Genomic DNA, 23,129 nt, shown 5'->3' with positions numbered 1-23,129 from the left:
TCTATAAGGTTCTTAATTCAATTAAGAACAAGGAGAGTAATTTTCATACTCACAGTTTTTAATCATAGCAAAAACCACTAGGAATAACAAGGATAAAATCTGGAATTCGGTGATTTTTTGTCGAGGCTGCTGAATGTCGCTGCCTAAGTCTATTCTAACAGTTATTTCCAAAAAATGCCGATCAAAAATCTCACGACTCAAAATGATCGGACTAGTCAAAACATCCCTGCTATTAGAGGGAATTAGTAAATGCGCTATGCTATAATAAATAGATAAAAAAAGAAAGACGAGGGAGGAATCATTATGTCAGACTTGACATTGGCCCAAGAGCTATCTGCCATGCGCCGGTATTATCACCGTTTCCCGGAGCCAGCTTGGATGGAATACCGCACCACCATCTCTATCATCAGTCGCTTGAAAGCGCTGGGCTATGAAGTGAAGTACGGCAAGGTCATCCACAATCCGGATTGTATGATGGGCCAACCCAAAAAAGACCTGGCCCAGGCCTATGCCGCAACAATTAATCGAGAGCTTGATTTTGATATTACTGAAATCCTAGCGGGTTATACCGGAGCGGTGTGCGAATTAGATACGGGACGGCCCGGACCAAGTATTGCCATGCGTTTTGATATTGACGGTTTAGCCATTAAGGAGAGTAAGAGTAAGAAACATCTCCCTAATCTCCAAGGCTTTGCCTCTAAGCACAAGGGTTACATGCATGCTTGCGGCCATGACGGTCATATTACGGTCGGGCTTTACCTGGCCCAATGGCTAAACGACCACCAAGACCAGTTGACGGGTAAGTATTTACTCATCTTTCAACCCGCTGAAGAAGGGGTCAAGGGTGGCAAGTCCATGGTTAATACCGGCCTAGTTGATGGCTATGATTACTTTCTATCTGGTCATATCGGAATGGGGGCACCAGCCGATAGCGTCACCATCGGTACCGATGGTTTTCTAGCGACCACGAAGACAGATATCCAGTTTTCAGGTTTATCTGCCCATGCCGGTGCTAGTCCAGAGAAGGGCCATAACGCCATCCTGGCTGCCGCTTCCGCCTTATTAAACCTACAAACTCTCCCTCAATACTCCACTGGGGCCGCTAGAGTCAATGTGGGTAAGATCCAGGGTGGGTCAGGGCGGAATATCATTGCCAATTCCTGCCGCTTAGAAATGGAAACCCGGGGCTCATCGTCGGCCATCAATGACCATTTAAACCAGCGGGTAAAGGAAGTGGTTGCCGGATCTGCCATGCAGTACCAATGCAAGTACCAACTCCAACAAGTTGGTGAGGCTCCTGCCTTAAATCAAAAAGACCAAGCCTTCTACCAAGAACTCCATGAGCTCCTGGACCAGGCAGACATTCCTAATTCCATTGGCTTTCATTTTGGCGCCTCAGAAGATGTAGTCTTCTTTATGAACCGGGTGGCTGAACTGGGAGGCAAGGCCTGCTTCTTTCTCTTTGGCAGCGAACTGGCCAAGGCAAATGGCCACCACAATTCTCAATTCGACTTTGAGGAATCGGTTCTGGTCACTATGGTGGAGACCTTTACTCACTTATTGATGCATTACGGACAGAAGAAAAAGGAGGAATCCTATGACTAAACCAAAGCTACGCCGCTTTAAAATGCCCAATTCCCTAGTGGTCCTATTTATCCTATTAATTGTTATTGCCGGCTTAACCTATATTATCCCGGCTGGAGAATTTGCCACCATGACCTTACCATCGGGGCAAGAGGTGGCTAATCCTGAACAATTTAACTATGTCCCCAGTAACCCCACCAGTTTTACGGACTTTTGGAATGCTATTCCTAAGGGCTTTGCCAAGAGTGCTAGCGTCATTGCCTTTACCTTAATTATTGCTGGAACCGTGGAAGTCTTAAAGAAGACAGGTCTCATTGATGGCATTGTCACCAATCTCTCGGCCCGTTTTTCCCATAATGGGGTTCTCGTCATTCCAATTTTAATGTTTTTCTTTGCCTTAATTGCGGCTTTTATCGGAACAGCAGAGCTGAGTTTGGTTTACTTACCTATTATCATGCCCTTAATTTTAAGTCTAGGCTTTGATAAATTGACCGCGGCAGGTGTGGTCCTCATTTCTACTACCTGTGTGGGGTTCTCCGCCGGCTTTACCAATCCCTTTACCGTGGGAATTTCCCACCAAATTGCTGGTCTCCCCATGTTTTCCGGGATGGGCTACCGAGTGGTGGTCTTTATTGTTTTCTATATGATTTGTAGTCTCTATCTCATGAAATATGCTAAGAAAATCCAACGCCATCCTGAAATCGTTCTTAAAGAAGCCTACCAAGAGGGCCTAATCGAGTCTGAAGAGCAAGGTCTGGGACAAGGCCAAGAAGCTGTGCGTCTGACTGGCCGGCAAAAAGTGATCGGTATCGTTTTGATCCTGCTCTTTGCCTATATGATTTACAATGTCCTGGTTAACGGCTGGGGCATGATTGAAATGGCTGGACTCTTTGTCATGATTGCTGTGGTTACCGCTTTGATTGACCGCATGCCCACCAATGACTTGATCCAAGCCTTTATGGACGGTTGTTCCAGTGTCCTATCCGGCGCCATCTTGATTGCGGTAGCCAATGGGGTTTCAGTCTTGATGAATGAGGCGAAAATCTTAGACACGGTGGTCCACCAATTTGGTAATCTTCTCCAAGGACTTCCAGTCTATCTCTCCGCCTTGGCCATCTTTCTCTTTATTACTATCTTTAACTTCTTTGTCACCTCTGGATCAGGTAAGGCCATTGTGGCGATGCCCATCATCTCACCGCTAGCACGGATGGTAGGACTCAACCAACAAGTGGCGGTCTTAGCCTATACCCTAGGGGATGGCTTAACCAATGTTTTCTATCCGACTTCGGGTTACTTTATGGCCACCATAGCTAATGCCAAGATTGAATGGGGCGACTGGGCTAAGTTCTTCCTTCCTCTCTTAGGAATTCTTTATCTTGCCAGCATGGCCTTAATAATTATTGCCCAAATGATTGGCTACGGGCCTTTCTAGATCATCATAAATCATAAAAAGGAGGTAAAAGATGACAAAAAAACGTATTGTATTAATTAATTTAGGGGGGACTATTACTAGTGTCCATACCCAAGCGGGAGGCTTACAGTCAGGGTCCTTAACCGGGGCCGAACTCCTAAAAGATATGGACTTGACCAGTTTGGCCGTTGACCTAAAAATTAAAGAGGTCAAGAGTATCCCTTCTAATGAAATGAGCCTAGCGGATATGGCTGATATTGCCCAAGCCATTGAAGCCGAAATCGACCAAGGTGCTCAGGGTATTGTGCTTACCCACGGAACGGATACCATGGAAGAGACCTCTTATTTTGTCGACCTGCTCCTAGATACCCCCGTTCCCGTCGTCTTTACCGGTAGCCAATTATCCAGTCAGGACTTGGGTTATGACGGCTTTTCCAATATCCGCGATGCCATCTTGACCGCTGCTAGTGACGATAGTTGCGGTAAGGGGACGCTCCTGGTTTTTAACCAGTGTATCTTTACCGTGAATGATGTGGTCAAAAACAACAGTATCGGCCTTCATGCCTTTGAATCAGTCAATGCGGGGCCTTTAGGTGTCACTTACGGAGGGCGAGCCCACTATTTCCGTGACTATCACCCAGTCGCTAAATTCCCGGTTCATTTAGAGCAAAGTTTCAGTCCCAACGTTTACTTGGTCAAGGCCAGCTTAGACTTCAATCCCAAGATGATTACCGCCTTGGTTGAGGCAGGGGCTGAGGGCTTTGTTTTAGAAGGTTTTGGGGTAGGATCCTTACCTCCGGTCCTCCAAGATATCCTCGCCCAAGTCATCCAAGCAGGAATTCCGGTGGTTTTAGTGGCTAAGGCCAACCGCGGCGGGGTCCATAAGGTCTATGCCAGCAAGGGCGCCGCTATCCAGTTAGAAAAAGTTGGAGTTATCTTAGACCAAGGCTATCTCAACGGCCAACACGCCCGCTTAAAACTCATTGCCATGCTCAACAGCCCTCTAAAGGACAATATCGCTGGCAATTGGAACAAGTACTAATATTAACTTCAACCGCTTGAGAAGGCCCTTAAAAAGCTTCTCAAGCGGTTTTTGATAGGAAATTTAGCGTTAAAGTTTAGCTTTTGTAATAACACTTGATTTTTTCCTTTACATTTACCCAAGTTTAGGCATACAATAGTAACATCGCGCAGGCGTGGCGGAACGGCAGACGCGCTGTCTTCAGGCGGCAGTTTCTTTGAAGTGTGGGTTCAAATCCCATCGCCTGCATAATAAAGTGCGACAGTCACATTAGAGGACGAAACCACTGGAGAAAACTGTCATAAGCTCAGCAGAGCTGAGTGTTGGCAGTTTTTGAAGTGGACGTTCGTCCTGTGACTGGAGCACGTTTGAATAGAGTATAAAAAAGTAGGGTCTTTTAGTTATTTCTAAGAAATCACGCAAATTTCACGTAAATTTCACGTAAATTAAAAAATACATCTATATGCTCTCAAGCTTTATGAAAGAAATAAGCACCTTAGTTACTAGGTGCTTTTTATTTGCTCTTTATATCTTTTAAAAATTATCTAAGGATTAATTCATAATAGACTTTAAAAGGAGAGTCTTCAAAGTCTCTCCTTTTTTGTACCTTAAATATGTTTTTCTAAGTAAACCGTATCTAACCATTGGTCAAATTTATACCCCACCTGGTGCAAGTGACCGACTAATTGGTAACCATTTTTTTGGTGGAAGTTGATGCTGACCTGGTTATCGGCAGTCACCAGGGCCAGGATGGTTTTAATGCCTTGGGCCTTTAAATCCCGCTCTACCGTCTGATAGAGGGCCGTGCCCAGTCCTTTCTCGCTCTTATTGACTTGGCTGTAAATAGAAATCTCAGCGCTATAACGGTAGGCAGACCGCTCATGAAAGGGATGAGCATAAGCGTAGGCTAGCACTTGGCCTTGGTCATTACAAGCCACATAGTAGGGAAAAGCTTTTGCGATGGAATGAATCCGTTCAGCCATTTCTTCACTCGTGGGCGCCACTTCTTCAAAGGTAAAGCTGGTATTTTCCACATAATAGCGGTAGATAGCCGCCAGAGCCTGACTATCCTCAATCTTAACCGGTCTAATTTCCATCATAATCCTCCCTCATCGTTTTTAATCTCTTATAGTGTAACCCTTAATCAATGAAAATACCCCCTAAAATAGTAAAAACCATGTAAGTTTTTTACCTACATGGTTTTTTGTTTAAGCTTTAAGCGCTTAATTATTTAGTATTAACTTGGCGTTCGCTTCTCCAGAGCGAAATGGATTGCTTAAAGGTATCCCAAGGTCCCTTATCACTGTAGGCCAAGACATTGCTCTTGTAGAGGCTGGTAGCAAAGATAAAGATCAATATCATGGTCACCAGAGAAACAACCATAGCCACAATCACTCCAGGCCATTCCACTGAATGATCCGCTAAGCGGAAAGGCATCACGAAAGGCGTAAAGAATGGAATCTGTGAGGAGATCCGATAGAAGGCGGTATCAGTTCCAGCCTGTTGTCCAAAGATACCAATATAGAAGCCGATCAAACCTAACCAGATCACAGGTTGAGACACATTTTGAGCATCTTCGGTCTTGGTCACCAAGGAGCCTAGGAAAGCAGCCAAGGCGATATAAGTCACAATCCCCATCAAAGCGAAGAGCCCGCTGATCAGTAACATAGTCAAGTTATTGGAGAGGAAGGCCTTGAGATCAAAGGCTTGGGTAATTTCCTCTGGTAGGCTGAGAATGCCGAATTGAGTGGATAGGATCCGCCACAGGATAAAGAGGAGGACATAGATCCCCACTTGGGTCAAGATCATTAGAACCACTCCCAAGAGTTTGCCATAGAAATGGGTTTTAGCAGGAATACTAGAGAGGATGATTTCCATAATCCGTGAGCCTTTTTCCGCTGCCACTTCTTGGATGATGATATTAATAAAGAACATCAGGAAGTAGAAGATGATAAAGGCAGCAATAGAAGCGACTCCATTTCGCCCCATCTCATTCATAGCATCCTTGTTTTCTTCAGCAACGCTGCCGTCCTCTTTGACATCAATTGAGACTTCTTCAATCGGCACTTGAGCTGTCATCAGGCTTTGGACTTGGTCAGGACTAATCCCAGCAGCCTGGGCATTGACCATCATTTGGTACTGGCTCAAAGTCTGTTGCAGGTTAACCTTGGCATTTTGCCTTAGATTGCTCTTCCCGTAATAAATTGCTTTGAGCTGGCCATCTTCCTGGTTCAACTTCAGCATACCATCGACTTCGCCATCAGCCAGGGCTTGACGGGCTTGGTCTTGATTTTGGTCAAAGTTGAAGTCTACGTTATGATTATCCATGGTCTTAAGGACTTCGACCATCCCAGGGTCGGCATCAACAACCGCAATTTGGTCCGGTGAACTCGTCTCACTCTGGGAAACAAAGTAGGCTACTGCAGCGATAATCCCGATAAAGATAAGGGGGGAGAGGACCATAAAGATAAAGGATCCTGATTTGACATTCTTTCGATAAACTTGGCGAATAACGACCCATAATTTACTCATTGTGTCCACCTGCTTTCATTTTGAAAATTTCTTCTAGTGTTGGTGGTTGTTGGCTGAAGTGGCGGATGTAATTGCCATGGGTCAGCGTTTGGAAAATAGCTGGTCCGTAAGACTCATCGGTCAGGTAGAGGCGGTAGTAGTTATCTTCCTTAACCCCCACATGGTCGACCCCTTCCAAGGATTGTAACTGTTCCTTGGTCCAATCCGGCGCTTCCACTTCAATGCGGGTGCGACCGAAGCTTTCCCGGATCTCCCGGATCTTGCCATAGAGGACCTGTTCGCCGTCATGGATCATCAGCATATCGTCGCAAATCGCTTCAACATTATTCATATTGTGACTGGAGAAGATAATCGAGGACCCCTTATCACGTAGGTATAGAATCCCTTGTTTCAAGAGATCAGCGTTGACTGGGTCCAAACCAGAAAAGGGTTCGTCCAGGATAATAAAGGCCGGTTCATGGATCAAAGTCGCAATCAGTTGGACCTTTTGTTGGTTCCCCTTTGACAGGCTGTTGATCTTATCGGTCCGTTTCCCCTTGACCTCGAAACGGTCCATCCACTCATCAATGCGGTTAAGGACCTCCTGCTTCTCCATGCCCCGTAATTGGGCAAAGTAAAGGATTTGTTGCTCAATGGTCATCTTCTCATAGAGTCCCCGTTCTTCGGGGAGGTAGCCAATGGTGTCGTAGACCTGGTCACTCATGGGCTTGTCATTCCATAGCACTTCCCCCTCATTCTCTGGGGTTAAAAAATTCAAGATCAAGCGAAAAATAGTGGTTTTTCCTGACCCGTTCCGGCCGATCATGCCTAGGATTTTACCTTGTTCCAGATCGAAAGAAACGTCGTCAACCGCTACGACATCACCAAAAGTCTTGCGTAAATGGCGTGCTTTTAACATGGGCTGGTTCCCTCCTTAATAATCATTCAATAATACCGCTTACATATCCATCACTATTGTATGACGACAGAAAAGAAAATACTATTCTTAGCCTAGCACTGGATAAATAATCAGAATTATCCAATAAATATACTTTATTAGTTAATTTTTGTCATATATATCTGACTAAGTTCAGTGTAAAGGACTTAAGAAACAAAGTCAACCAGTAATCGGTTATTATTTGTTAAAAGCCACAATCCCTTTTCAATCCATTATAATTGAGCCTTTATCAGCCAAGCAAGTGACGACAAAAAAAGAGTGCTCCTAAAGTTGTTAAAAAATACAACTTTTGAAAGCACCCTAAAGCTTATCATCACTCAGTCAAGTGATTTTTTATTCAATTAGTCTTCATCAAAGCTTTGGCCATCGTCTTCTTCCAAGAGTTGGCTGGAGAAATCTTGCATGTTATCGCGTATTTGCTCTTGGTTGAGTCGAGCGGGGACATTGTCATCACTAGAATCAATATCAGGGTCACTGAGGCCAGTTTCGGTGGCATATTGACCTTTTTGTTCCGGATCAACCGCCACGGTCTCTGGACTTTCTTCCTCATCCTCTTCCGGATCGACAACAGCCATGGTGGACACGTGAGCGGCTTCATCTAGGCGCATGAGGCGGACACCTTGGGTTGCTCGACCGGTTTGGGAGATGTCAACAGAATGGAAGCGGATAACTACGCCTTCATCGGTCATCAGCATAACATCTTCATCCAAATCAACGGTGGCTAAGCCCACCAGGGGACCGTTCTTTTCAGTAATGTTAACCGTCTTCACGCCCTTACCACCCCGGTGTTTGATACTGTACTCATCAGCCGGGGTCCGTTTACCATAACCCTTTTCTGTGACGATCAAGACATCTTGGTCAGGCCCTAAAATCGAGGCCCCAACCACATAGTCGTCCTTATCGAGACGGATGCCGCGAACACCAGTTGCCGTCCGACCCATGGACCGGACATCGTCTTCAGCAAAAGATACCGCATAACCTTGGCGGGAGCCGAGAATAATATTATCCTTTCCACTGGTTTGTAAGACAGCCACTAATTCATCGTCATCACGGAGGTTAATGGCAATCAGACCGTTGTTTCGAATATTGAAGTATTCCTCTATCGGCGTCCGTTTGACCCGTCCTTGCTTGGTAACAAAGAAGAAGTAGTCTTCCGTATTAGCGGCCTTGTCACTTGGGTTCACATTAATTACCCCGCGGACTTGTTCATCTTCTTGGAGATTGAGCAAGTTGACAATGGGGAGACCCTTGGCTGCCCGGCCGTATTCAGGGATTTCATAGCCCTTAATTTGAAAGACCCGGCCGCGGTCAGTAAAGCAGAGGATGACATCGTGGGTTGAGGTCGACAGCATGGCATCAATATAGTCGCCATCCTGTAGGGCCATGCCCTTAACGCCCCGTCCGCCCCGGTTTTGGGTCCGGTATTCAGAGTCTTCTACCCGCTTGATATAGCCCTTACGTGAGAGGGTGATGAGGACATTGCTTTCTTCAATTAAGTCTTCATCTTCTAAATTGGTAATTTCACCCACGCGAATTTCGGTCCGACGTTGGTCACCGAAACGTTTTTCAATTTCTAAGAGTTCTTGGTAGATAATTTCATAACGTTTTTCTTCGCTGGCTAAGACTTCATTCAAGTAGGCAATTTCTTCCATCAAGTCTTTATGTTCATTATCAATCTTTTCCCGTTCCAAACCAGTCAAGCGAACTAAGCGCATGTCTAGGATGGCTTGGGCTTGCTTATCGGAGAGACCATATTGGTCCATAAAGATAGTTTTGGCCTGGTCACCGGTCTTAGATGACCGTAAAATATTGACGATCTCATCGATATGGTCTAAAGCGATCTGTAAGCCTTCTAGGATATGGGCTCTAGCTTCAGCCTTTTCCTTTTCAAAGATGGACCGGCGGCGGATAATTTCTTCTTGGTGGTCCACGTAACGATTGAGAATTTGCTTGAGACTTAGGGTCCTAGGCACGCCTTGGTCAATGGCCACCATATTGAAGTTAAAGTTGGTTTGCATTTGCGTTTGCTTGAAGAGGTTGTTCAAGATCACGCTAGCACTGGCATCTTTGCGGCATTCAATCACAATCCGCATGCCTTGGCGGCCGGTTTCATCGCGGACCGCGGTAATCCCGTCAATCCGTTTATCGCGGGCCAAGTCGGCAATTCGTTCCACTAACTTGGCCTTGTTGACCATGTAAGGAATTTCGCTGACGATAATACGTTCTTTGCCACTGGCCATGGTATCAATTTCGGCCCGGGCACGGACGATGATCCGGCCTTTCCCAGTTTCATAGGCCTTCTTAATCCCAGCCTTACCAATCACGATCCCCGCAGTGGGAAAATCAGGACCAGGAATGGCTTCCATCAGGTCTTGGGTAGTAGCCTGAGGGTTTTTCATCAGGATATGGAGGGCCTGGATCACTTCACTCAAGTTATGGGGCGGGATATTAGTAGTCATCCCTACCGCAATCCCAGTGGCTCCGTTAACTAAGAGGTTAGGGAAGCGGGAGGGGAGGACTTCCGGTTCTCGTTCTTCCCCGTCATAGTTAGGAATAAAGTCCACGGTTTTCTTATTAATATCGCGGACCATTTCCAAGGCAATCTTACTGAGCCGGGCCTCGGTATAACGCATGGCAGCGGCTTGGTCACCGTCCACCGAACCAAAGTTCCCGTGCCCATCCACTAACATATAGCGGTAGGAGAAGTCTTGGGCCATCCGTACCATGGATTCATAGATTGCAGAGTCCCCATGGGGGTGGTATTTACCCATAACATCCCCGACAATCCGGGCTGACTTCTTGTAGGGTTTGTCCGGGGTAACCCCGAGCTCATTCATCCCATAGAGAATCCGGCGGTGGACGGGTTTGAGCCCGTCACGCACATCGGGGAGGGCACGGGCGACGATAACAGACATGGCATAATCCAGGAAGGAGTTACGCATTTCATGTGATATTTCACGTGGCGCGGGTTGTTTATGTTCTTCAACCATTGATTATCAACCTTCCTTTCTATAAGTCGATGGTGGCATAGGTCGCATTATTCTCGATAAAATCACGCCGTGGGGCGACTAAGTCCCCCATCAGCATGGAGATATTGCGGTCGGCTTCCTGGGCGTCATCCACGGTGACTTGCAGCATTTGCCGTTGGGTGGGGTCCATGGTGGTTTCCCATAATTGTTCAGCGTCCATTTCCCCCAGCCCCTTGTAGCGTTGAACACTAGGGCGAGGACGTTCTGCTAGAGTCTCCATGTAATCATTGAGTTCTTGGTCACTATTGACATAGTGGATGTTCTTGCCTTGACGGACTTGGTAAAGCGGTGGCACCGCAATATAGATATAGCCCGCATCGAGTAGGGGGCGCATGTAGCGATAGATCAAGGTTAAAAGCAAGGTTCTAATATGGGCCCCATCAACGTCGGCATCGGTCATGATCACTAGCTTATGGTAGCGGGCCTTGGTCACATCAAAATCATTGCCCCAACCGGTCCCCATGGCGGTAAAGAGGGAACGGATCTCCTCATTGGCTAAAATCCGGTCCATAGAGGCCTTCTCCACGTTCAAGATCTTCCCACGAATCGGGAGGATGGCCTGGAAGTGGCGGTCCCGGCCTAATTTGGCTGAGCCGCCCGCAGAATTCCCTTCGACGATGAAGAGTTCGCATTCTTCCGGTACCCGGCTGGAACAGTCAGCCAGTTTACCGGGCAGGTTAGAGATCTCTAAGCCCGACTTCTTCCGGGTCATTTCCCGAGCCCGTTTGGCGGCTTGGCGGGCTTTGGAAGCCAGAATTCCCTTATCGACAATTTGCCGGGCAATGTTTGGGGTCTCATATAAGAATTGTTCCAAATGCTGACCAAAGAGACGGTCAGTAATGGTCCGTACTTCCGAGTTCCCCAGTTTCATCTTGGTTTGCCCTTCAAATTGGGGGTTGGGGTGGCGGATCGAAACAATCAGAGTTAGCCCTTCACGGACGTCTTCCCCGGATAAGTTATCGTCTTTTTCCTTGAGCAGGTTTTGGCTGCGGGCATAGTCATTGATAGTCCGGGTGAGGGCCGTCTTAATCCCCGACTCATGGGTCCCGCCTTCAAAGGTATGGATATTGTTGGCAAAGGACATGAAATTGCTATGGTAGCCAGCCGTATATTGGAAGGCGACTTCCACTTCAATATCATCCATTTGCCCTTCCAAGTAAACCGGTTCTTCAAAGAGGATTTCCTTATTTTCATTCAGGTATTGGACGTATTCTTTAATCCCACCTTCATATTGGTAGGCAACTTCCTGGGAATCTTCCTCACGGCGGTCTTCCAGGGTAATATGCAAGCCCTTGTTCAAGAAGGCCAGCTCCCGAACCCGTTTGTTGAGGGTTTGGAAGTCATAGTCAGTAGTATCGGTAAAGATCTCAGGATCGGCCACAAAATTAACCACGGTACCGGTTTTATCGCTCTCACCGACGACTTTCAAGTCGGAAACGATATGACCGCGGCTATACTCTTGCTGGTAAATCTTGCCATCGCGGTAGACTTCGACACGGAGCTTGGTTGAGAGCGCGTTAACGACGGAAGCTCCCACACCGTGCAAGCCCCCAGAGACCTTATAACCGCCACCGCCGAATTTACCCCCGGCATGAAGGACGGTAAAGACGGTTTCCACCGCGGGGCGGCCGGTTTTTTCCTGGATATCGACAGGGATGCCCCGGCCGTTATCGATGACGGTAATGGAGCCATCACTTTCGATCTTAATATCAATCTTATCCGCATAACCAGCTAGGGCTTCGTCAATGGAATTATCAACGATTTCCCAAACTAGGTGGTGGAGACCAGGGGCACCGGTCGAACCGATATACATCCCGGGCCGCTTGCGCACCGCTTCTAAGCCTTCTAGGACTTGGATCTGACTGGCATTATATTCACTGGCCTGCTTGGGCTGCTTAGTATCTTTGGGATTATGGTTTTGAGGTTGTTCGTGTTCGGAATTATTTGCTTGATTTTCTGCCATCTTGCTTGATTCACTCCTTCAATTCCACCTGACCTGCCTTAATAGTAAAGAGATCAGGATCATCAATCTTATCTGCCTGGATGCCTTCCATGCTAGTTGTAGTCAGGAAGGTTTGGACTTTTTTCTCAATGGTTTTTAGCAGATGGGTTTGACGCTGGTCGTCCAATTCGCTTAAGACATCATCTAATAGTAATATGGGGTATTCCCCCAGGGTTTCGTGCATGCATTCAATTTCTGCCAACTTCAAACTCAAAACCGTGGTCCGCTGTTGGCCTTGGGACCCGTATTGTTGAACGACTTTATCATTAATCATTAACTTTAAATCATCACGTTGGGGACCGATTTGGGTGGAACCCACTTCAATTTCGCGCTCTTGGATGGACTGAAATTTGTCCATGAGCTCGCCTTTTAATTGGTCCACCGTGGACGTCTCATCGACTCTGAGGCTGGCTTGGTAGGCCAGCCTCAGAGTCTCCTTATCCATGGATAATTGGGCATGGATAGGCTGGGCATAGGCTTCCAACTTCTGAATGAATTGAAAGCGTTGGACCATCATCCGACTGGCGAAGTCCACCAATTGTTCGGTTAAGACATTCAAATATAACTTATCGTGGGCTTCCCGCCGCTGGAGCTGCTTCAAATAGGTATTGCGCTGCTTGAGCAGGTGCTGGTAATTACTGGAGTCATAGAGGTAAGTCGGGTTCATTTGACTGAGTTCCCGATCAATAAATGTCCGACGCAATTGGGGAGCACCCTTGACCAATTCCAAATCTTCCGGGGCAAAGAGCACCACGTTGAAGGCTCCAATATAGTCACTCAGCCGCTCTTGTTGGAGGCGGTTGAGCTTGGCAATTTTGCCTTTTTTGGTCATGGTCAGGGATAAAGGAATCTCCCCATTCTTCTTGGCAACCCGGCCTTCAATCCGGGCAAAGTCAGCCCCAAACCGGATCACTTCTCGCTCCTTAGCGGTCCGGTGGCTGCGGGCCAAGGACAGCATATAAATAGCCTCGATCAAGTTGGTCTTGCCTTGGGCATTGTCGCCGATAAAGACATTGATTCCCGGATCAAAATCCATGGTGACCTGGTCGTAATTACGGAAGTCCTTTAAGTAAAGTGACTTAAGGTGCATGGTGATCTGCTAGTGGATCGCTTTCGCTAGCCCCTCGAATGGCGTAAATGGCTCCTTCATGCGGAAATTCAACCACAGAGCCGGGATAAAGTTTCTTGCCCCGTCTTTGTTCCTCCTGACCGTCTAAGAACACTGGGTAATTGGCCAGGTAAATTTTCGCCTGGCCTCCAGTTTGGATATAACCCAGTGCCTTCAATAACTGCCCGAGCGTAATATACTCGGTATCGATGGCGACAATATTTACGTCTGACATCACACACCGCCTCCCTTTACTTTAAACTAAAAAAGCGTACTCCAATTCGGTCTCTTAGAGTACGATTTGTCTCCCTTATTCAAGTAATATTATACCCCAAATCCTCTATATAAGCAAAAAAAGGCCCTATTTTCCACTAGAGCCTCTTTTAGCCACTTCCTACTAATGCTTTTTAGAAGACCATTAAAGCCTAAAAATGAAAGTTTGGCATATGAAAGGGACTTTGAGTTTGGATAGGTAAAAAATTTAGTCGATCCTAAGGCGAGCAGTCTCTCTGCTTTTAATCTTGATCGTAAAAAAGCTGGGAGAGGGTCCCAGCTTGGTTTTCTATTAATGATTATTTTACTCTTCAATTTCAATGACCCGGCCTGGGTTGAGGAGGTTGTTAGGGTCAAGGGCTTTTTTAATGACTTTCATGGTATTTAATTCCGTTTCAGAGAAGAAGATAGGCATGAATTTCACCCGTTCGAGACCAATCCCATGTTCTCCAGAAGGGAGGCCACCATTTTCAGCTAAGAAGTCATAGAGACGGAGGTCATATTGGTGGAGACGGTCTTCCCATTCTTGGTCACTGAGTGCTTTCTTCATGAGGCAGATATGGATATTACCATCCCCGGCATGACCAAAGAAAGTCGAGGCAATCCCTAAGTCATCGGCAATCTCTTTGGATTTATTGATGGCTTGGGTGATCTTATTGACCGGAACGACAGGATCATCTAAGCGCATGGGACCTGCCTTATAAATTCCTGAGAGGATATGGTCACGGATGTCCCAGACGCCTTTTTCCACTTCACCACTTAAGAGCTCAGTCGCTAAAGCCCCAGCATTTTGAGCGATTTCTTCCAAGTTTTCCAGATCTTTTTGGATGGCCGCTTCTTGATTACCACTGAGGGTGACTAAGAGGAAGGCTTGGCCAGTTTTACTTGGCATTTCATTACCGAGCAATTCTTCAGCGTAGGTGATAGCATCGTGTTCAAACATTTCCAGGGCGGTTGGTGCCACAGAGGAATGCAAGATTTCATAAATGACCGGTCCTAGTTCTTCTAAGTGTTCGAAACCGATTAAGAGGGAGTTCTCATATTGGGGTTCCACCCGCAATTTCAATTGTAATTGACTAATAATGCCCAAGGTCCCTTCTGAACCGATGAAGAGGTCCTTCAAGTCATAGCCAGAAGAATCCTTATTATTCAAGCTACCGGCATTAATCACTTCACCATTAGCCAGAACCACCCGCATGGAACGGATATTATCCCGGGTCACCCCATATTTAATGGCCCGCATCCCACCAGCATTAGTGGCCGCATTTCCCGCTACGGTGGCCCGTTTTTCGCCAGGGTCAGGGGCATAGAAGTAGCCACTACCCGCTAAATAATCACGGACTTGGTTGAGGGTCACGCCCGCTTCCACGGTCAAGGTCAAGGTTTCCTTATCGAGGTCGAGGATTTGATTCATTTTTTCCAGATTTAAGAGGATTTCACCTTGAGGATAGGTGCCACCAGCCAGAGCCGTATGCCCACCAATGGTCACGAGTTTTTTCCCTTCAGCTTGAGCCTTCTTGACGGCTGCAACGATTTGTTCTTCATTTTCAGGATAGATAATCCCTTCCGCATGGCCGGCTTCTGATTCATGGATAAAGGTAGTGAGATATTTGTCGTCAACTTGTCTTTCAATTGTCATTATAATGCCTCCTTTTGTTAACTTTATAGTAAAGTAATCGATTTCACTGTGCAATGAAAACGCTTGTTTAAAAGTGAGCAAGATTGGCCTTTGAAAGTAAAAAAATTTCTCTATTTTATACAGTTGATGACTGATTATTTAACTTGTTTTAATAGATAGCTATGAACAGTTGATAGTTATATTCCTTCAAAATTCCAATAAAAAAACGCCCTAATTCTAAGTGAAGAATTAAAGCGTTTGGTCTAAGTATTAGCTTAATTACCAGGTGTCCGGATAGGGGTGATGAGTTGAACCATGTTAAATTCATCTTCATCTTCACTTGGGGTCAAGATAAAGGAGTGGGTTGGGTTAACGAAACGAATGACCACATCTTGGCCGCCAAAACTCCTTAGAGCTTCCCGTAAGTAGTCGGGGTTAAAGGAAATTTCCAAGTCATCGCCTTCAAAGCTTAGGAGGCTGAGTTTTTCCTTAACATAACCAATCTCAGAAGAGTGACCGGAAAGAATGGCTTCTTCTTGGGAAAGGGAAAGCTTAACCACATTGTTCTTGCCTTGGTGGCTTAAGATTAAGGCCCGTTCTACTGCGTGAACCAGTTCTTGGGCATCGACTTTAATTTTCGTGTTGTAGTCCAAGCTCAACAAGCGGTCGGTATCGGGGTAATTCCCTTCCAAGAGTCTGGAATAAAGGTAGACATTATCAATCTTAAAGAGGACTTGGTTATCGGTGACCATCATCTCAATATCTTCATTATCATCCACTAAACGGGTAAGCTCGGTCAGAGTTTGCCCTGGAATATTGATTTCTAAAGGCTTACCTTGGCTTTCTTCTGGCATGGTCAAAGGCACAATCCGTTGACTGAGCCGGTGGGAGTCGGTTGATACCGCTTTCAGTTGCTCATCGGCCAGGATAAAGTGAACCCCGGTAAAGAGTGGGCGGATTTGTTGGTTAGATACCGAAATAATGGTGTGGTTAACCACCCGTTTAAAGAGATGACCCGGTAAGACATAGGTCGAATCAGCATCAATTTCAGGGAGAGTGGGGTATTCGCTGCCGGCAGTCCCATTGAGGTTAAAGACGGATTCTCCTGAGCGGATAACAGTTTGTAAGTTATCTTGGACTTCCAAGGTCAGTTGGTCTTCAGGGAGTTTTTTGACAATGTCACCGAGGAAACGGGAAGGGAGAACAATAGACCCTGTCTCAGCAATCGATAACTGGTTACTTTCATCTTCTTTAGAAATATAAATTTCAATCGAAATGGTTGAATCACTACCAGTAAGGATGATTCCTGAATCCAGAACAGCGATTTTAATTCCAGTGAGTATAGGAATAGTTGTCCGTGAGGAAATCGCTCGTTGGACATTGTTTAAATGATCAACAAAAATGGAACGTTTAATTGTAAATTTCATAAAAAGCTCCTTTGCTGGATGCGTGCTTATTTATATATATATTAATAGTATAGTAATAGTAGTAGGTCATGTGGAAGCTGTTGAAAACTTCCTCAAAGAAGTGACCTTAAGACTTTTCCACTTGTGGATAAGTTGTGGGAAGGCTTGTGCCTAACTTAGCTATTTATCCACAGGCCCTTTTCTTTTATTAGTTTAGCATAAAAAGCTCACTTTGCCTGCCTTGAAGACAGGAGAGTCGGCTAAAACCCTAACGTTTGAGTAAATTTTGAATACTTTCGACATTTTCTTTAATCTCAGTGGCTGATTTCATGGCTTCTGAGATTTTTTCATGGGCATGGAGGACCGTGGTGTGGTCTTTGCCGCCGAATTCTTGGCCAATCTTAGGTAGGGAGGCATCCGTAATTTCCCGAGAGAGGAACATGGCAATTTGCCGGGGAACGACAATGTCCCGTTTCCGTTTCTTCCCTTTTAAATCGGCAACAGTCAGGTCAAAGTAATCGGCTACGGTTTCTTGAATTTCAGCAATACTTGGTACCTTTTTGGTATTGGCGTCGCGATAATTGGATAAGGCCCTGGCGGCGACATCAGGACTGAGCTCTTCTTGGTTCATGACCGCATAGGCTTGAACACTGGTGAGGGCTCCTTCTAGCTCGCGAATATTAGTATCAATTTGACCAGCGATATAGGAAAGGGTCTCGTCTGGAATATCAATGCCGTTGACCTTGGCTTTGTTGCGCAAAATGGCAATCCGGGTTTCTAAATCTGGTGGGGTGATATCCGTTGATAAGCCTTGCTTAAAGCGGGAAACCAGCCGGTCCTCTAACTCAGGAATTTGACTGGCATCGCGGTCACTGGTTAAGACGATATGCTTATTATTATTGTAGAGGGCGTTAAAGGTATGGAAGAACTCTTCTTGGGTCGACTGCTTGTTACCGATAAATTGAATATCATCGACCAAGAGCATGTCCACATGACGGTAGGCTTGATGGAAGTCCGGCATGGTATTGGTCCGAATCGCTTCAATAAAGTCATTGGTAAAAGTCTCACTGGTGACATATTTGACAATAGCATCAGGATGAGTCCGTAAGACTTCGTGGCCAATCGCTTGCATGAGATGGGTTTTTCCCAGTCCTACGCCCCCATAGAAGAAGAGGGGGTTATAGTCCCGTCCTGGACCTTCAGCCACGGCTAAGGCAGCGGCATGGGCCATTTTATTTCCTTCACCTACCACAAAGTTTTCGAAGGTATACTTAGGGTTTAAGTCGCTATGTCGGTTAGCGGTGCGATTGTCAGCTGGGGCTTGGCCAGGATTAGCTGCTGGTCCGAAGTCTAAATGATTGCTCCCCGCTTGTTGGTTGTCGAGTGTAATTTCGATCCGAATTTCTCGGCCGAGGTAGTCATAAATCACCTGTTGCAGCTGCATCATATAATTGGATTCAATGTGTTTTTTGTGCAGTTGGGAAACAGCTTCGATGTATAAGACATCATGATCCATCCGGAGGGGTTTGAGGCCCAAAATCCAGGTATCGAAACTTCCCTTGGTCAAGTGCGCACGAAAATACTCGGTGACCACTTGCCAAAGTTCCTGTAAAGGATCCATCGAAACGACTCCTTTCTATAGAAATAGTCTCTTTTAGTTTACCATGAAGCAGGAAAGTTATCCACATTTATTCACTTGGGGATAAAAGTTTTCCCAAGTTGTTCATAGACTTATCCACAATCTGTGCATAGCTAGGAGTTTACAGGGGAAAACTTGTTCGATTGTGGATAATACACAGGGATAAAAGCCTAACTACACACAGATTTCAAAAAGGAATCCACAGTTGTGGATAACTTCTCCCCTTGTTGTGGATTGTGCAGAAGTCTGTTAAAAGCCCTTGGGATAAGTTCTTGGCAGTAAGCTCTGTCCACTCCCCCTGGGAAAACTTATCCACTTTTGGGGATTTAAAAGAGTGCGACAGTCACGATAAAGGACGAAAACGCTACGCATACTATATCTGTAACTCGCTAACGCTTCGAACAGCTATAGCAATTGGAGAAAACTGTCATAAACTCAGCTATTAGGATGTGAGTACGCCGTCAAAGGCTTGAATTGCTGGAGGAAAATACCAAAAGCACAGGAATCTGTGCGTTGGAATTTTCTGAAGCAACTTCAAGGCTAGCGTACGAACTCAGCTTGACTGAGTGTTGACAGTTTTTGAAATGGACGTTCGTCCTGTGACTGGAGCAGGTTTAGAGAGTGTGACAAGTGCGTAAAAGAGCAAGACCGCTGGAAGAAATATGCGGAAATCCTTGAAAAGGATTGACAAATATTTCTGAAGCGGACGCTTGCTCTGCACTTGGAACAGGTTTGGAGAGAGTGTGACAAGCGCAATAAGAGGGGAGACCATTGGAAGAAGTGCGCCGAAAATCCTCAAAGAGGATTTGCAAGGACTTCTGAAATGGAGCTCACCTCGCGCTTGGAACAGGTTTGGAGAGAGTGTGACAGTCACACAAAAGGACAAAATCGGAGGGTTAGTATTTAAAAATAAGCATAAAAAAAGCCGAGCTTGCGCTCGACTTTGTTAGCAATTTTACTCTTGACCTTGGTAAGCAAAGACCACGTTACCGTCATATAATTTCAATACTTTTTCAAAGAGAACTTTGCTGAGTAAGGCAACGGCTACGGGAATGATCAACCAAGAAAGAACGACTAATGGAATGCTTAGGCCGGCATCGAAGGATGCTAGCGGTCCGACAATACCTACTAAACCGAAACCAGCGGATTGTGGGGTACCGGAAATATTGAAGAGGGCTACTGGAATAGCAGTAATCACTGCAGTAAATAGGGTAGGTACTAAGATGATTGGATACTTGAATAAGTTGGCCATCATCATCTTCATAGCCCCTAAGGCAATGGCTAGGGTAACCCCGGATTCATTAACTTTCCAAGAATGAACCACTAAAACGACTGTTGTTGCCGCAACCCCCATGGAAGCTGCCCCAGCAGCAATCCCATCGAGTTGGATGGCTAGACCGATCGCCACGGTTGAAATGGGTGAGATAATCAACATCGCGAATGAACAGGAGATCAAGATGGTCATTAGGATCGGTTGTAGGTTGGTAAAGCTGTTAATGACACTACCGATGGCGCCAGTGAACTTAGCGATAATAGGGAGTAAGAGGACCCCGATCAGGGCCACCCCACAACCTACTAAGATCGGCATGGCGATCACAGCGGTGGAGCCAAATTTATCTTTGACCCAGAGTAAGACCAGAACCGCTATGGCGGCAGTGATCATGGTATTGATCAAGTCCCCGGTTCCCGCACCGATATAGGCCTTGGCTTCAGGATTATATTGGACAACTCCCGAGCCCACGAAACTGGCTCCGGCGGTCACCATGACTTGCATGGGCTTGAAGCCAAATTGCATGGCGATTAAGGCCCCGATCAGAAGCGGGGTCGCTAATTGGAAAATAACGGCAATTTGAGAAATGGTAACGGCTAGGGGAATGTGGGTAAAATATTTTAAAATCCCGGATAGAACGGCATTAGGAATTAAACCAATAACCACTCCTGTCGCTGTCCCATTCAATACTTTATTAAGAAAGACCTTAGGGGTCATTTGTGTTTCTTCACTCATATTGTCACTCCTTCTTCTCTAGAAATAATTGGTTGACTCTCAGTTAAAGACTGTCGCTAGAGTCTAAGAAGCGCATTAATATATCTCTGTTTCTTGGCTGAATTGAGCTAAATTGTGGACCACATCTTGTAAGAAGCGACCGGCTTCTAAACCGTCGAGGAGACGATGGTCAATGGAGAGACAGAGGTTAACCATGTCGGCCATTTTGAAATTACCGTCATCACTGACAAGAAGGCGCTTCTTAATCGATTCGACTTGAAGAATCGCAGCTTGTGGTGGATTAATGATCCCCATGGATTGGACCGAACCGAAGACCCCCGTATTATTTACGGTAAAGGTCCCGCCTTGCATGTCTTGGCTGGTCGCCTTACCGTTTTTAACGGCCTGGGCTAAGCGGTCAATTTCATGGGCAATCCCATTGATGGATAAACGGTCCGCCTGTTTGATCACTGGCACATAAAGATGGTCTTCGGTAGCTACTGCTATCGATAAGTTAATGTCTTTATGGTAGTGAATCCCATCTTCCTGCCAACTGGCGTTAAGCAGTGGGTGTTGTTTTAAAGCTTGGGTCACTGCTTTAACAAAGAATGGGAAGTAAGAGAGGTGGATCCCTTCATTATCCTGGTAAGATTCTTTTAAATGATTGCGTAAATTAACAATATTGGTCACGTCAGCTTCTACCATCATCCAAGCATGGGGAATCTCTTGATAGGACTTAGTCATTTGTTTAGCAATGGCCTTACGGATACCATCGGCTTGTGTGACTTGGTCTTGAGATTGACTTGGTTGACTCACTTGAGCCTTGGCTGACTGACCAGCTGGGCTGCTATTTTCAGACTGGTTGGCAGTTTGGTCTGGGCTTGGGCCCGATTCAAGTGCCGCTAGAACATCTTTTCGTGTGATACGCCCTTTAGCACCAGTTCCCACCAACTGAGACAAATCAATATTATGCGTCTGAGCTAATTTTAGCACAGCTGGTGAGTATCGGCTAGAAGATTTCGATTTTTCTGAATCATTTGACAATTTTGCTTCACTAGTTTTTGTGCTTTGACTGCTGTTTTTGATTTGATCAGCGGCTTTGAGGACGTCTTTTCGGGTAATGCGGCCATTTTTACCAGAACCGGTGACTTGCTTGAGGTCGATGCCTTTTTCCTGGGCCAAGCGGACCACAGCCGGGGAATAGTTAAGATTTTGAGCTGGCTGGCTGGCTTCCTTTGTTTCAGCGGCCGGCTCTTGGTCATTCGCTGCTGTTGGACTGGCTTCAGCCTGGTCGTCTGGGCCATCCCCTTCGACTATAATGGAAAGGATAGCTTGGCCAATAGGTATTTCTTCATCTTCATCAACCAACAATTCATCGATCACCCCACTATATTCGGAGGGGACCTCGGTGGTGACCTTGTCAGAGATCACTTCTGCAAGCGGGTCGTATTTTTTGACGGTATCGCCGGCTTTGACTAGCCAAGCGTTAATGGTCGCTTCGTGAACACTTTCGCCTAGGGCCGGCATCTTGATGATTTTTTTAGTCATTAGTTTAAGCTCCCTTCTGCTTAATGACAAGTCCTATTCATGATTAGAATTCAGCGAGCTCTTTCATGGCTTGGTAGACCTTGTCCTCATCCACTAAGAATTCACGTTCTAAGTTGAGAGCATAGCCCACAGTAGGCACATCCGGACCAGCTAGACGGCGGATGGGCGCATCCAAGTCGAAGAGGGCCTCTTCAGCGATAATGGCGGCGATTTCACTCATAATGGCGCCTTCCTTGTTGTCTTCAGTGACCAGAAGGACCTTACCGGTTTTCTTAGCCGCTTCCACCAGGGTTTCTTTGTCTAGTGGATAGAGGCTTCTGACGTCAACAACTTCAGTCTCAATGCCTTCTTCTTCACTTAAGCGTTCAGCGGCTTTAAGAGCGTATTGGAGGACAATCCCATAGGCAATCACGGTAATATCGTCGCCTTGACGGAGGACATTGGCCTTGTCTAAAGGAACAGTATAGTCTTCGCTAGGAATTTCATCTTTTAAGAGCCGGTAGAGACGTTTGTGTTCATAGAAGAGGACGGGGTCATCGGAACGGATGGCGGCCTTGATCATCCCCTTAGCATCATAGACAGTGGATGGCGTTACAATGCGAAGGCCTGGTTGGCCAGCAAAGACCTTGTCCGTGGTTTGAGAATGGTAGAAACCACCGCGAACCCCAGCTCCATAAGGTGCTCTAAAGACGATAGGAGCGGTCCAGTCGCCCTTGGTCCGGTAACGCATTCTAGCGGCTTCGGAGTTAATTTGGTTAACAGCAGGGAGGATATAGTCGGCAAATTGGAATTCACCAATAGCCCGGTAGCCTTTAACGCCTAAGCCCACGGTTAAACCAGCAATAGCAATTTCGGTTAGGGGACTGGAGAAGACCCGGTCATCCCCGTATTTAGCGGCTAGGCCTTTGGAGACACCAAAAACCCCACCTTTTTCCCCGCCGACGTCTTCACCAAAGATGAGGACCTTATCGTCGCGGGCCATTTCTTCATCAATACCTTGGTTTAAGGCCTCTAAGTATGTTATTTCTGTCATCTTG

At 46.2% G+C, this 23,129-nt stretch carries 16 protein-coding genes, 1 tRNA gene and 1 pseudogene; 4 read left to right on the top strand and 14 right to left on the bottom strand.

Annotated elements, in window-relative coordinates:
- The first annotated feature begins 303 nt into the window (after positions 1–303).
- From AWM73_RS08885 to AWM73_RS08870, 4 genes are all read left to right on the top strand, one after another.
- The gene (locus AWM73_RS08885; RefSeq protein WP_060779014.1) at positions 304–1,605 is read left to right on the top strand and encodes an amidohydrolase; all 1,302 of its coding nucleotides are present in this window, start codon (positions 304–306) and stop codon (positions 1,603–1,605) included.
- Positions 1,598–3,016 carry a YfcC family protein gene (locus AWM73_RS08880; protein ID WP_060779013.1) on the top strand — a complete coding sequence of 473 codons (1,419 nt, stop codon included), beginning with the start codon at positions 1,598–1,600 and terminating at the stop codon, positions 3,014–3,016. Before AWM73_RS08885 ends, AWM73_RS08880 begins: the two co-directional genes overlap by 8 nt.
- A gap of 31 nt (positions 3,017–3,047) precedes the next feature.
- Positions 3,048–4,037, top strand: coding sequence for an asparaginase (locus tag AWM73_RS08875; protein WP_060779012.1), 990 nt, complete (start codon positions 3,048–3,050; stop codon positions 4,035–4,037).
- 148 nt (positions 4,038–4,185) lie between these two features.
- Positions 4,186–4,265: transfer RNA gene (locus AWM73_RS08870), tRNA-Leu, on the top strand.
- A gap of 359 nt (positions 4,266–4,624) precedes the next feature.
- Here the strand turns inward: AWM73_RS08870 and AWM73_RS08865 are convergent.
- From AWM73_RS08865 to AWM73_RS08800, 14 genes and pseudogenes are all read right to left on the bottom strand, one after another.
- On the bottom strand, positions 4,625–5,116 hold the full coding sequence (locus AWM73_RS08865; RefSeq protein WP_060779011.1) for a GNAT family N-acetyltransferase: 492 nt from the start codon (positions 5,114–5,116) through the stop codon (positions 4,625–4,627).
- 127 nt (positions 5,117–5,243) lie between these two features.
- Positions 5,244–6,548 (bottom strand): ABC transporter permease, encoded by a 1,305-nt coding sequence (locus AWM73_RS08860; RefSeq protein ID WP_060779010.1) that lies wholly within the window; start codon positions 6,546–6,548, stop codon positions 5,244–5,246.
- The gene (locus AWM73_RS08855) at positions 6,541–7,446 is read right to left on the bottom strand and encodes an ABC transporter ATP-binding protein (protein WP_060779009.1); all 906 of its coding nucleotides are present in this window, start codon (positions 7,444–7,446) and stop codon (positions 6,541–6,543) included. Before AWM73_RS08855 ends, AWM73_RS08860 begins: the two co-directional genes overlap by 8 nt.
- Positions 7,447–7,826: 380 nt before the next feature.
- Positions 7,827–10,475, bottom strand: coding sequence for a DNA gyrase subunit A (gene gyrA / locus AWM73_RS08850; protein WP_060779008.1), 2,649 nt, complete (start codon positions 10,473–10,475; stop codon positions 7,827–7,829).
- Between the two features lie 19 nt (positions 10,476–10,494).
- A complete protein-coding gene (gyrB, locus tag AWM73_RS08845; protein ID WP_076340236.1) occupies positions 10,495–12,477 on the bottom strand; it encodes a DNA topoisomerase (ATP-hydrolyzing) subunit B in 1,983 nt (660 codons plus the stop codon).
- A gap of 10 nt (positions 12,478–12,487) precedes the next feature.
- A complete protein-coding gene (gene recF / locus AWM73_RS08840) occupies positions 12,488–13,606 on the bottom strand; it encodes a DNA replication/repair protein RecF (protein ID WP_060779007.1) in 1,119 nt (372 codons plus the stop codon).
- Positions 13,596–13,859 carry a S4 domain-containing protein YaaA gene (gene yaaA, locus AWM73_RS08835; RefSeq protein ID WP_060779006.1) on the bottom strand — a complete coding sequence of 88 codons (264 nt, stop codon included), beginning with the start codon at positions 13,857–13,859 and terminating at the stop codon, positions 13,596–13,598. Before yaaA ends, recF begins: the two co-directional genes overlap by 11 nt.
- 342 nt (positions 13,860–14,201) lie before the next feature.
- On the bottom strand, positions 14,202–15,536 hold the full coding sequence (locus AWM73_RS08830; RefSeq protein ID WP_076340235.1) for an FAD-binding oxidoreductase: 1,335 nt from the start codon (positions 15,534–15,536) through the stop codon (positions 14,202–14,204).
- A gap of 254 nt (positions 15,537–15,790) precedes the next feature.
- The gene (gene dnaN / locus AWM73_RS08825) at positions 15,791–16,942 is read right to left on the bottom strand and encodes a DNA polymerase III subunit beta (RefSeq protein ID WP_060779005.1); all 1,152 of its coding nucleotides are present in this window, start codon (positions 16,940–16,942) and stop codon (positions 15,791–15,793) included.
- Positions 16,943–17,189: 247 nt separating this feature from the next.
- The gene (dnaA, locus tag AWM73_RS08820; protein ID WP_060779004.1) at positions 17,190–18,542 is read right to left on the bottom strand and encodes a chromosomal replication initiator protein DnaA; all 1,353 of its coding nucleotides are present in this window, start codon (positions 18,540–18,542) and stop codon (positions 17,190–17,192) included.
- A gap of 973 nt (positions 18,543–19,515) precedes the next feature.
- Positions 19,516–20,565 (bottom strand): PTS sugar transporter subunit IIC, encoded by a 1,050-nt coding sequence (locus tag AWM73_RS08810; protein WP_060779002.1) that lies wholly within the window; start codon positions 20,563–20,565, stop codon positions 19,516–19,518.
- A 75-nt stretch (positions 20,566–20,640) separates the two neighbouring features.
- On the bottom strand, positions 20,641–21,588 hold the full coding sequence (locus AWM73_RS08805; RefSeq protein WP_411910816.1) for a dihydrolipoamide acetyltransferase family protein: 948 nt from the start codon (positions 21,586–21,588) through the stop codon (positions 20,641–20,643).
- A gap of 54 nt (positions 21,589–21,642) precedes the next feature.
- A pseudogene (locus AWM73_RS09200) lies at positions 21,643–22,092 on the bottom strand (biotin/lipoyl-containing protein); the annotation flags it as partial.
- Positions 22,093–22,135: 43 nt separating this feature from the next.
- Positions 22,136–23,125, bottom strand: coding sequence for an alpha-ketoacid dehydrogenase subunit beta (locus tag AWM73_RS08800; protein WP_060779000.1), 990 nt, complete (start codon positions 23,123–23,125; stop codon positions 22,136–22,138).
- Positions 23,126–23,129 lie beyond the last annotated feature (4 nt).

The sequence above is a fragment of the Aerococcus urinae genome, from assembly GCF_001543175.1.
GTDB classification, from domain to species: Bacteria; Bacillota; Bacilli; order Lactobacillales; family Aerococcaceae; genus Aerococcus; species Aerococcus urinae.
This window is presented reverse-complemented; position numbering and strand designations above follow the sequence as displayed.

Excerpts from the sequence above, each read along its gene's own strand:
- recF (WP_060779007.1), bottom strand. The coding sequence starts at position 13,606 with ATGCACCTTAAGTCACTTTACTTAAAGGACTTCCGTAATTACGACCAG.
- AWM73_RS08830 (WP_076340235.1), bottom strand. The coding sequence starts at position 15,536 with ATGACAATTGAAAGACAAGTTGACGACAAATATCTCACTACCTTTATC.
- yaaA (WP_060779006.1), bottom strand. The coding sequence starts at position 13,859 with ATGTCAGACGTAAATATTGTCGCCATCGATACCGAGTATATTACGCTC.
- AWM73_RS08875 (WP_060779012.1), top strand. The coding sequence starts at position 3,048 with ATGACAAAAAAACGTATTGTATTAATTAATTTAGGGGGGACTATTACT.
- dnaA (WP_060779004.1), bottom strand. The coding sequence starts at position 18,542 with ATGGATCCTTTACAGGAACTTTGGCAAGTGGTCACCGAGTATTTTCGT.
- gyrA (WP_060779008.1), bottom strand. The coding sequence starts at position 10,475 with ATGGTTGAAGAACATAAACAACCCGCGCCACGTGAAATATCACATGAA.
- AWM73_RS08855 (WP_060779009.1), bottom strand. The coding sequence starts at position 7,446 with ATGTTAAAAGCACGCCATTTACGCAAGACTTTTGGTGATGTCGTAGCG.
- AWM73_RS08860 (WP_060779010.1), bottom strand. The coding sequence starts at position 6,548 with ATGAGTAAATTATGGGTCGTTATTCGCCAAGTTTATCGAAAGAATGTC.
- AWM73_RS08880 (WP_060779013.1), top strand. The coding sequence starts at position 1,598 with ATGACTAAACCAAAGCTACGCCGCTTTAAAATGCCCAATTCCCTAGTG.
- AWM73_RS08865 (WP_060779011.1), bottom strand. The coding sequence starts at position 5,116 with ATGATGGAAATTAGACCGGTTAAGATTGAGGATAGTCAGGCTCTGGCG.
- AWM73_RS08800 (WP_060779000.1), bottom strand. The coding sequence starts at position 23,125 with ATGACAGAAATAACATACTTAGAGGCCTTAAACCAAGGTATTGATGAA.
- AWM73_RS08885 (WP_060779014.1), top strand. The coding sequence starts at position 304 with ATGTCAGACTTGACATTGGCCCAAGAGCTATCTGCCATGCGCCGGTAT.
- AWM73_RS08810 (WP_060779002.1), bottom strand. The coding sequence starts at position 20,565 with ATGAGTGAAGAAACACAAATGACCCCTAAGGTCTTTCTTAATAAAGTA.
- gyrB (WP_076340236.1), bottom strand. The coding sequence starts at position 12,477 with ATGGCAGAAAATCAAGCAAATAATTCCGAACACGAACAACCTCAAAAC.
- dnaN (WP_060779005.1), bottom strand. The coding sequence starts at position 16,942 with ATGAAATTTACAATTAAACGTTCCATTTTTGTTGATCATTTAAACAAT.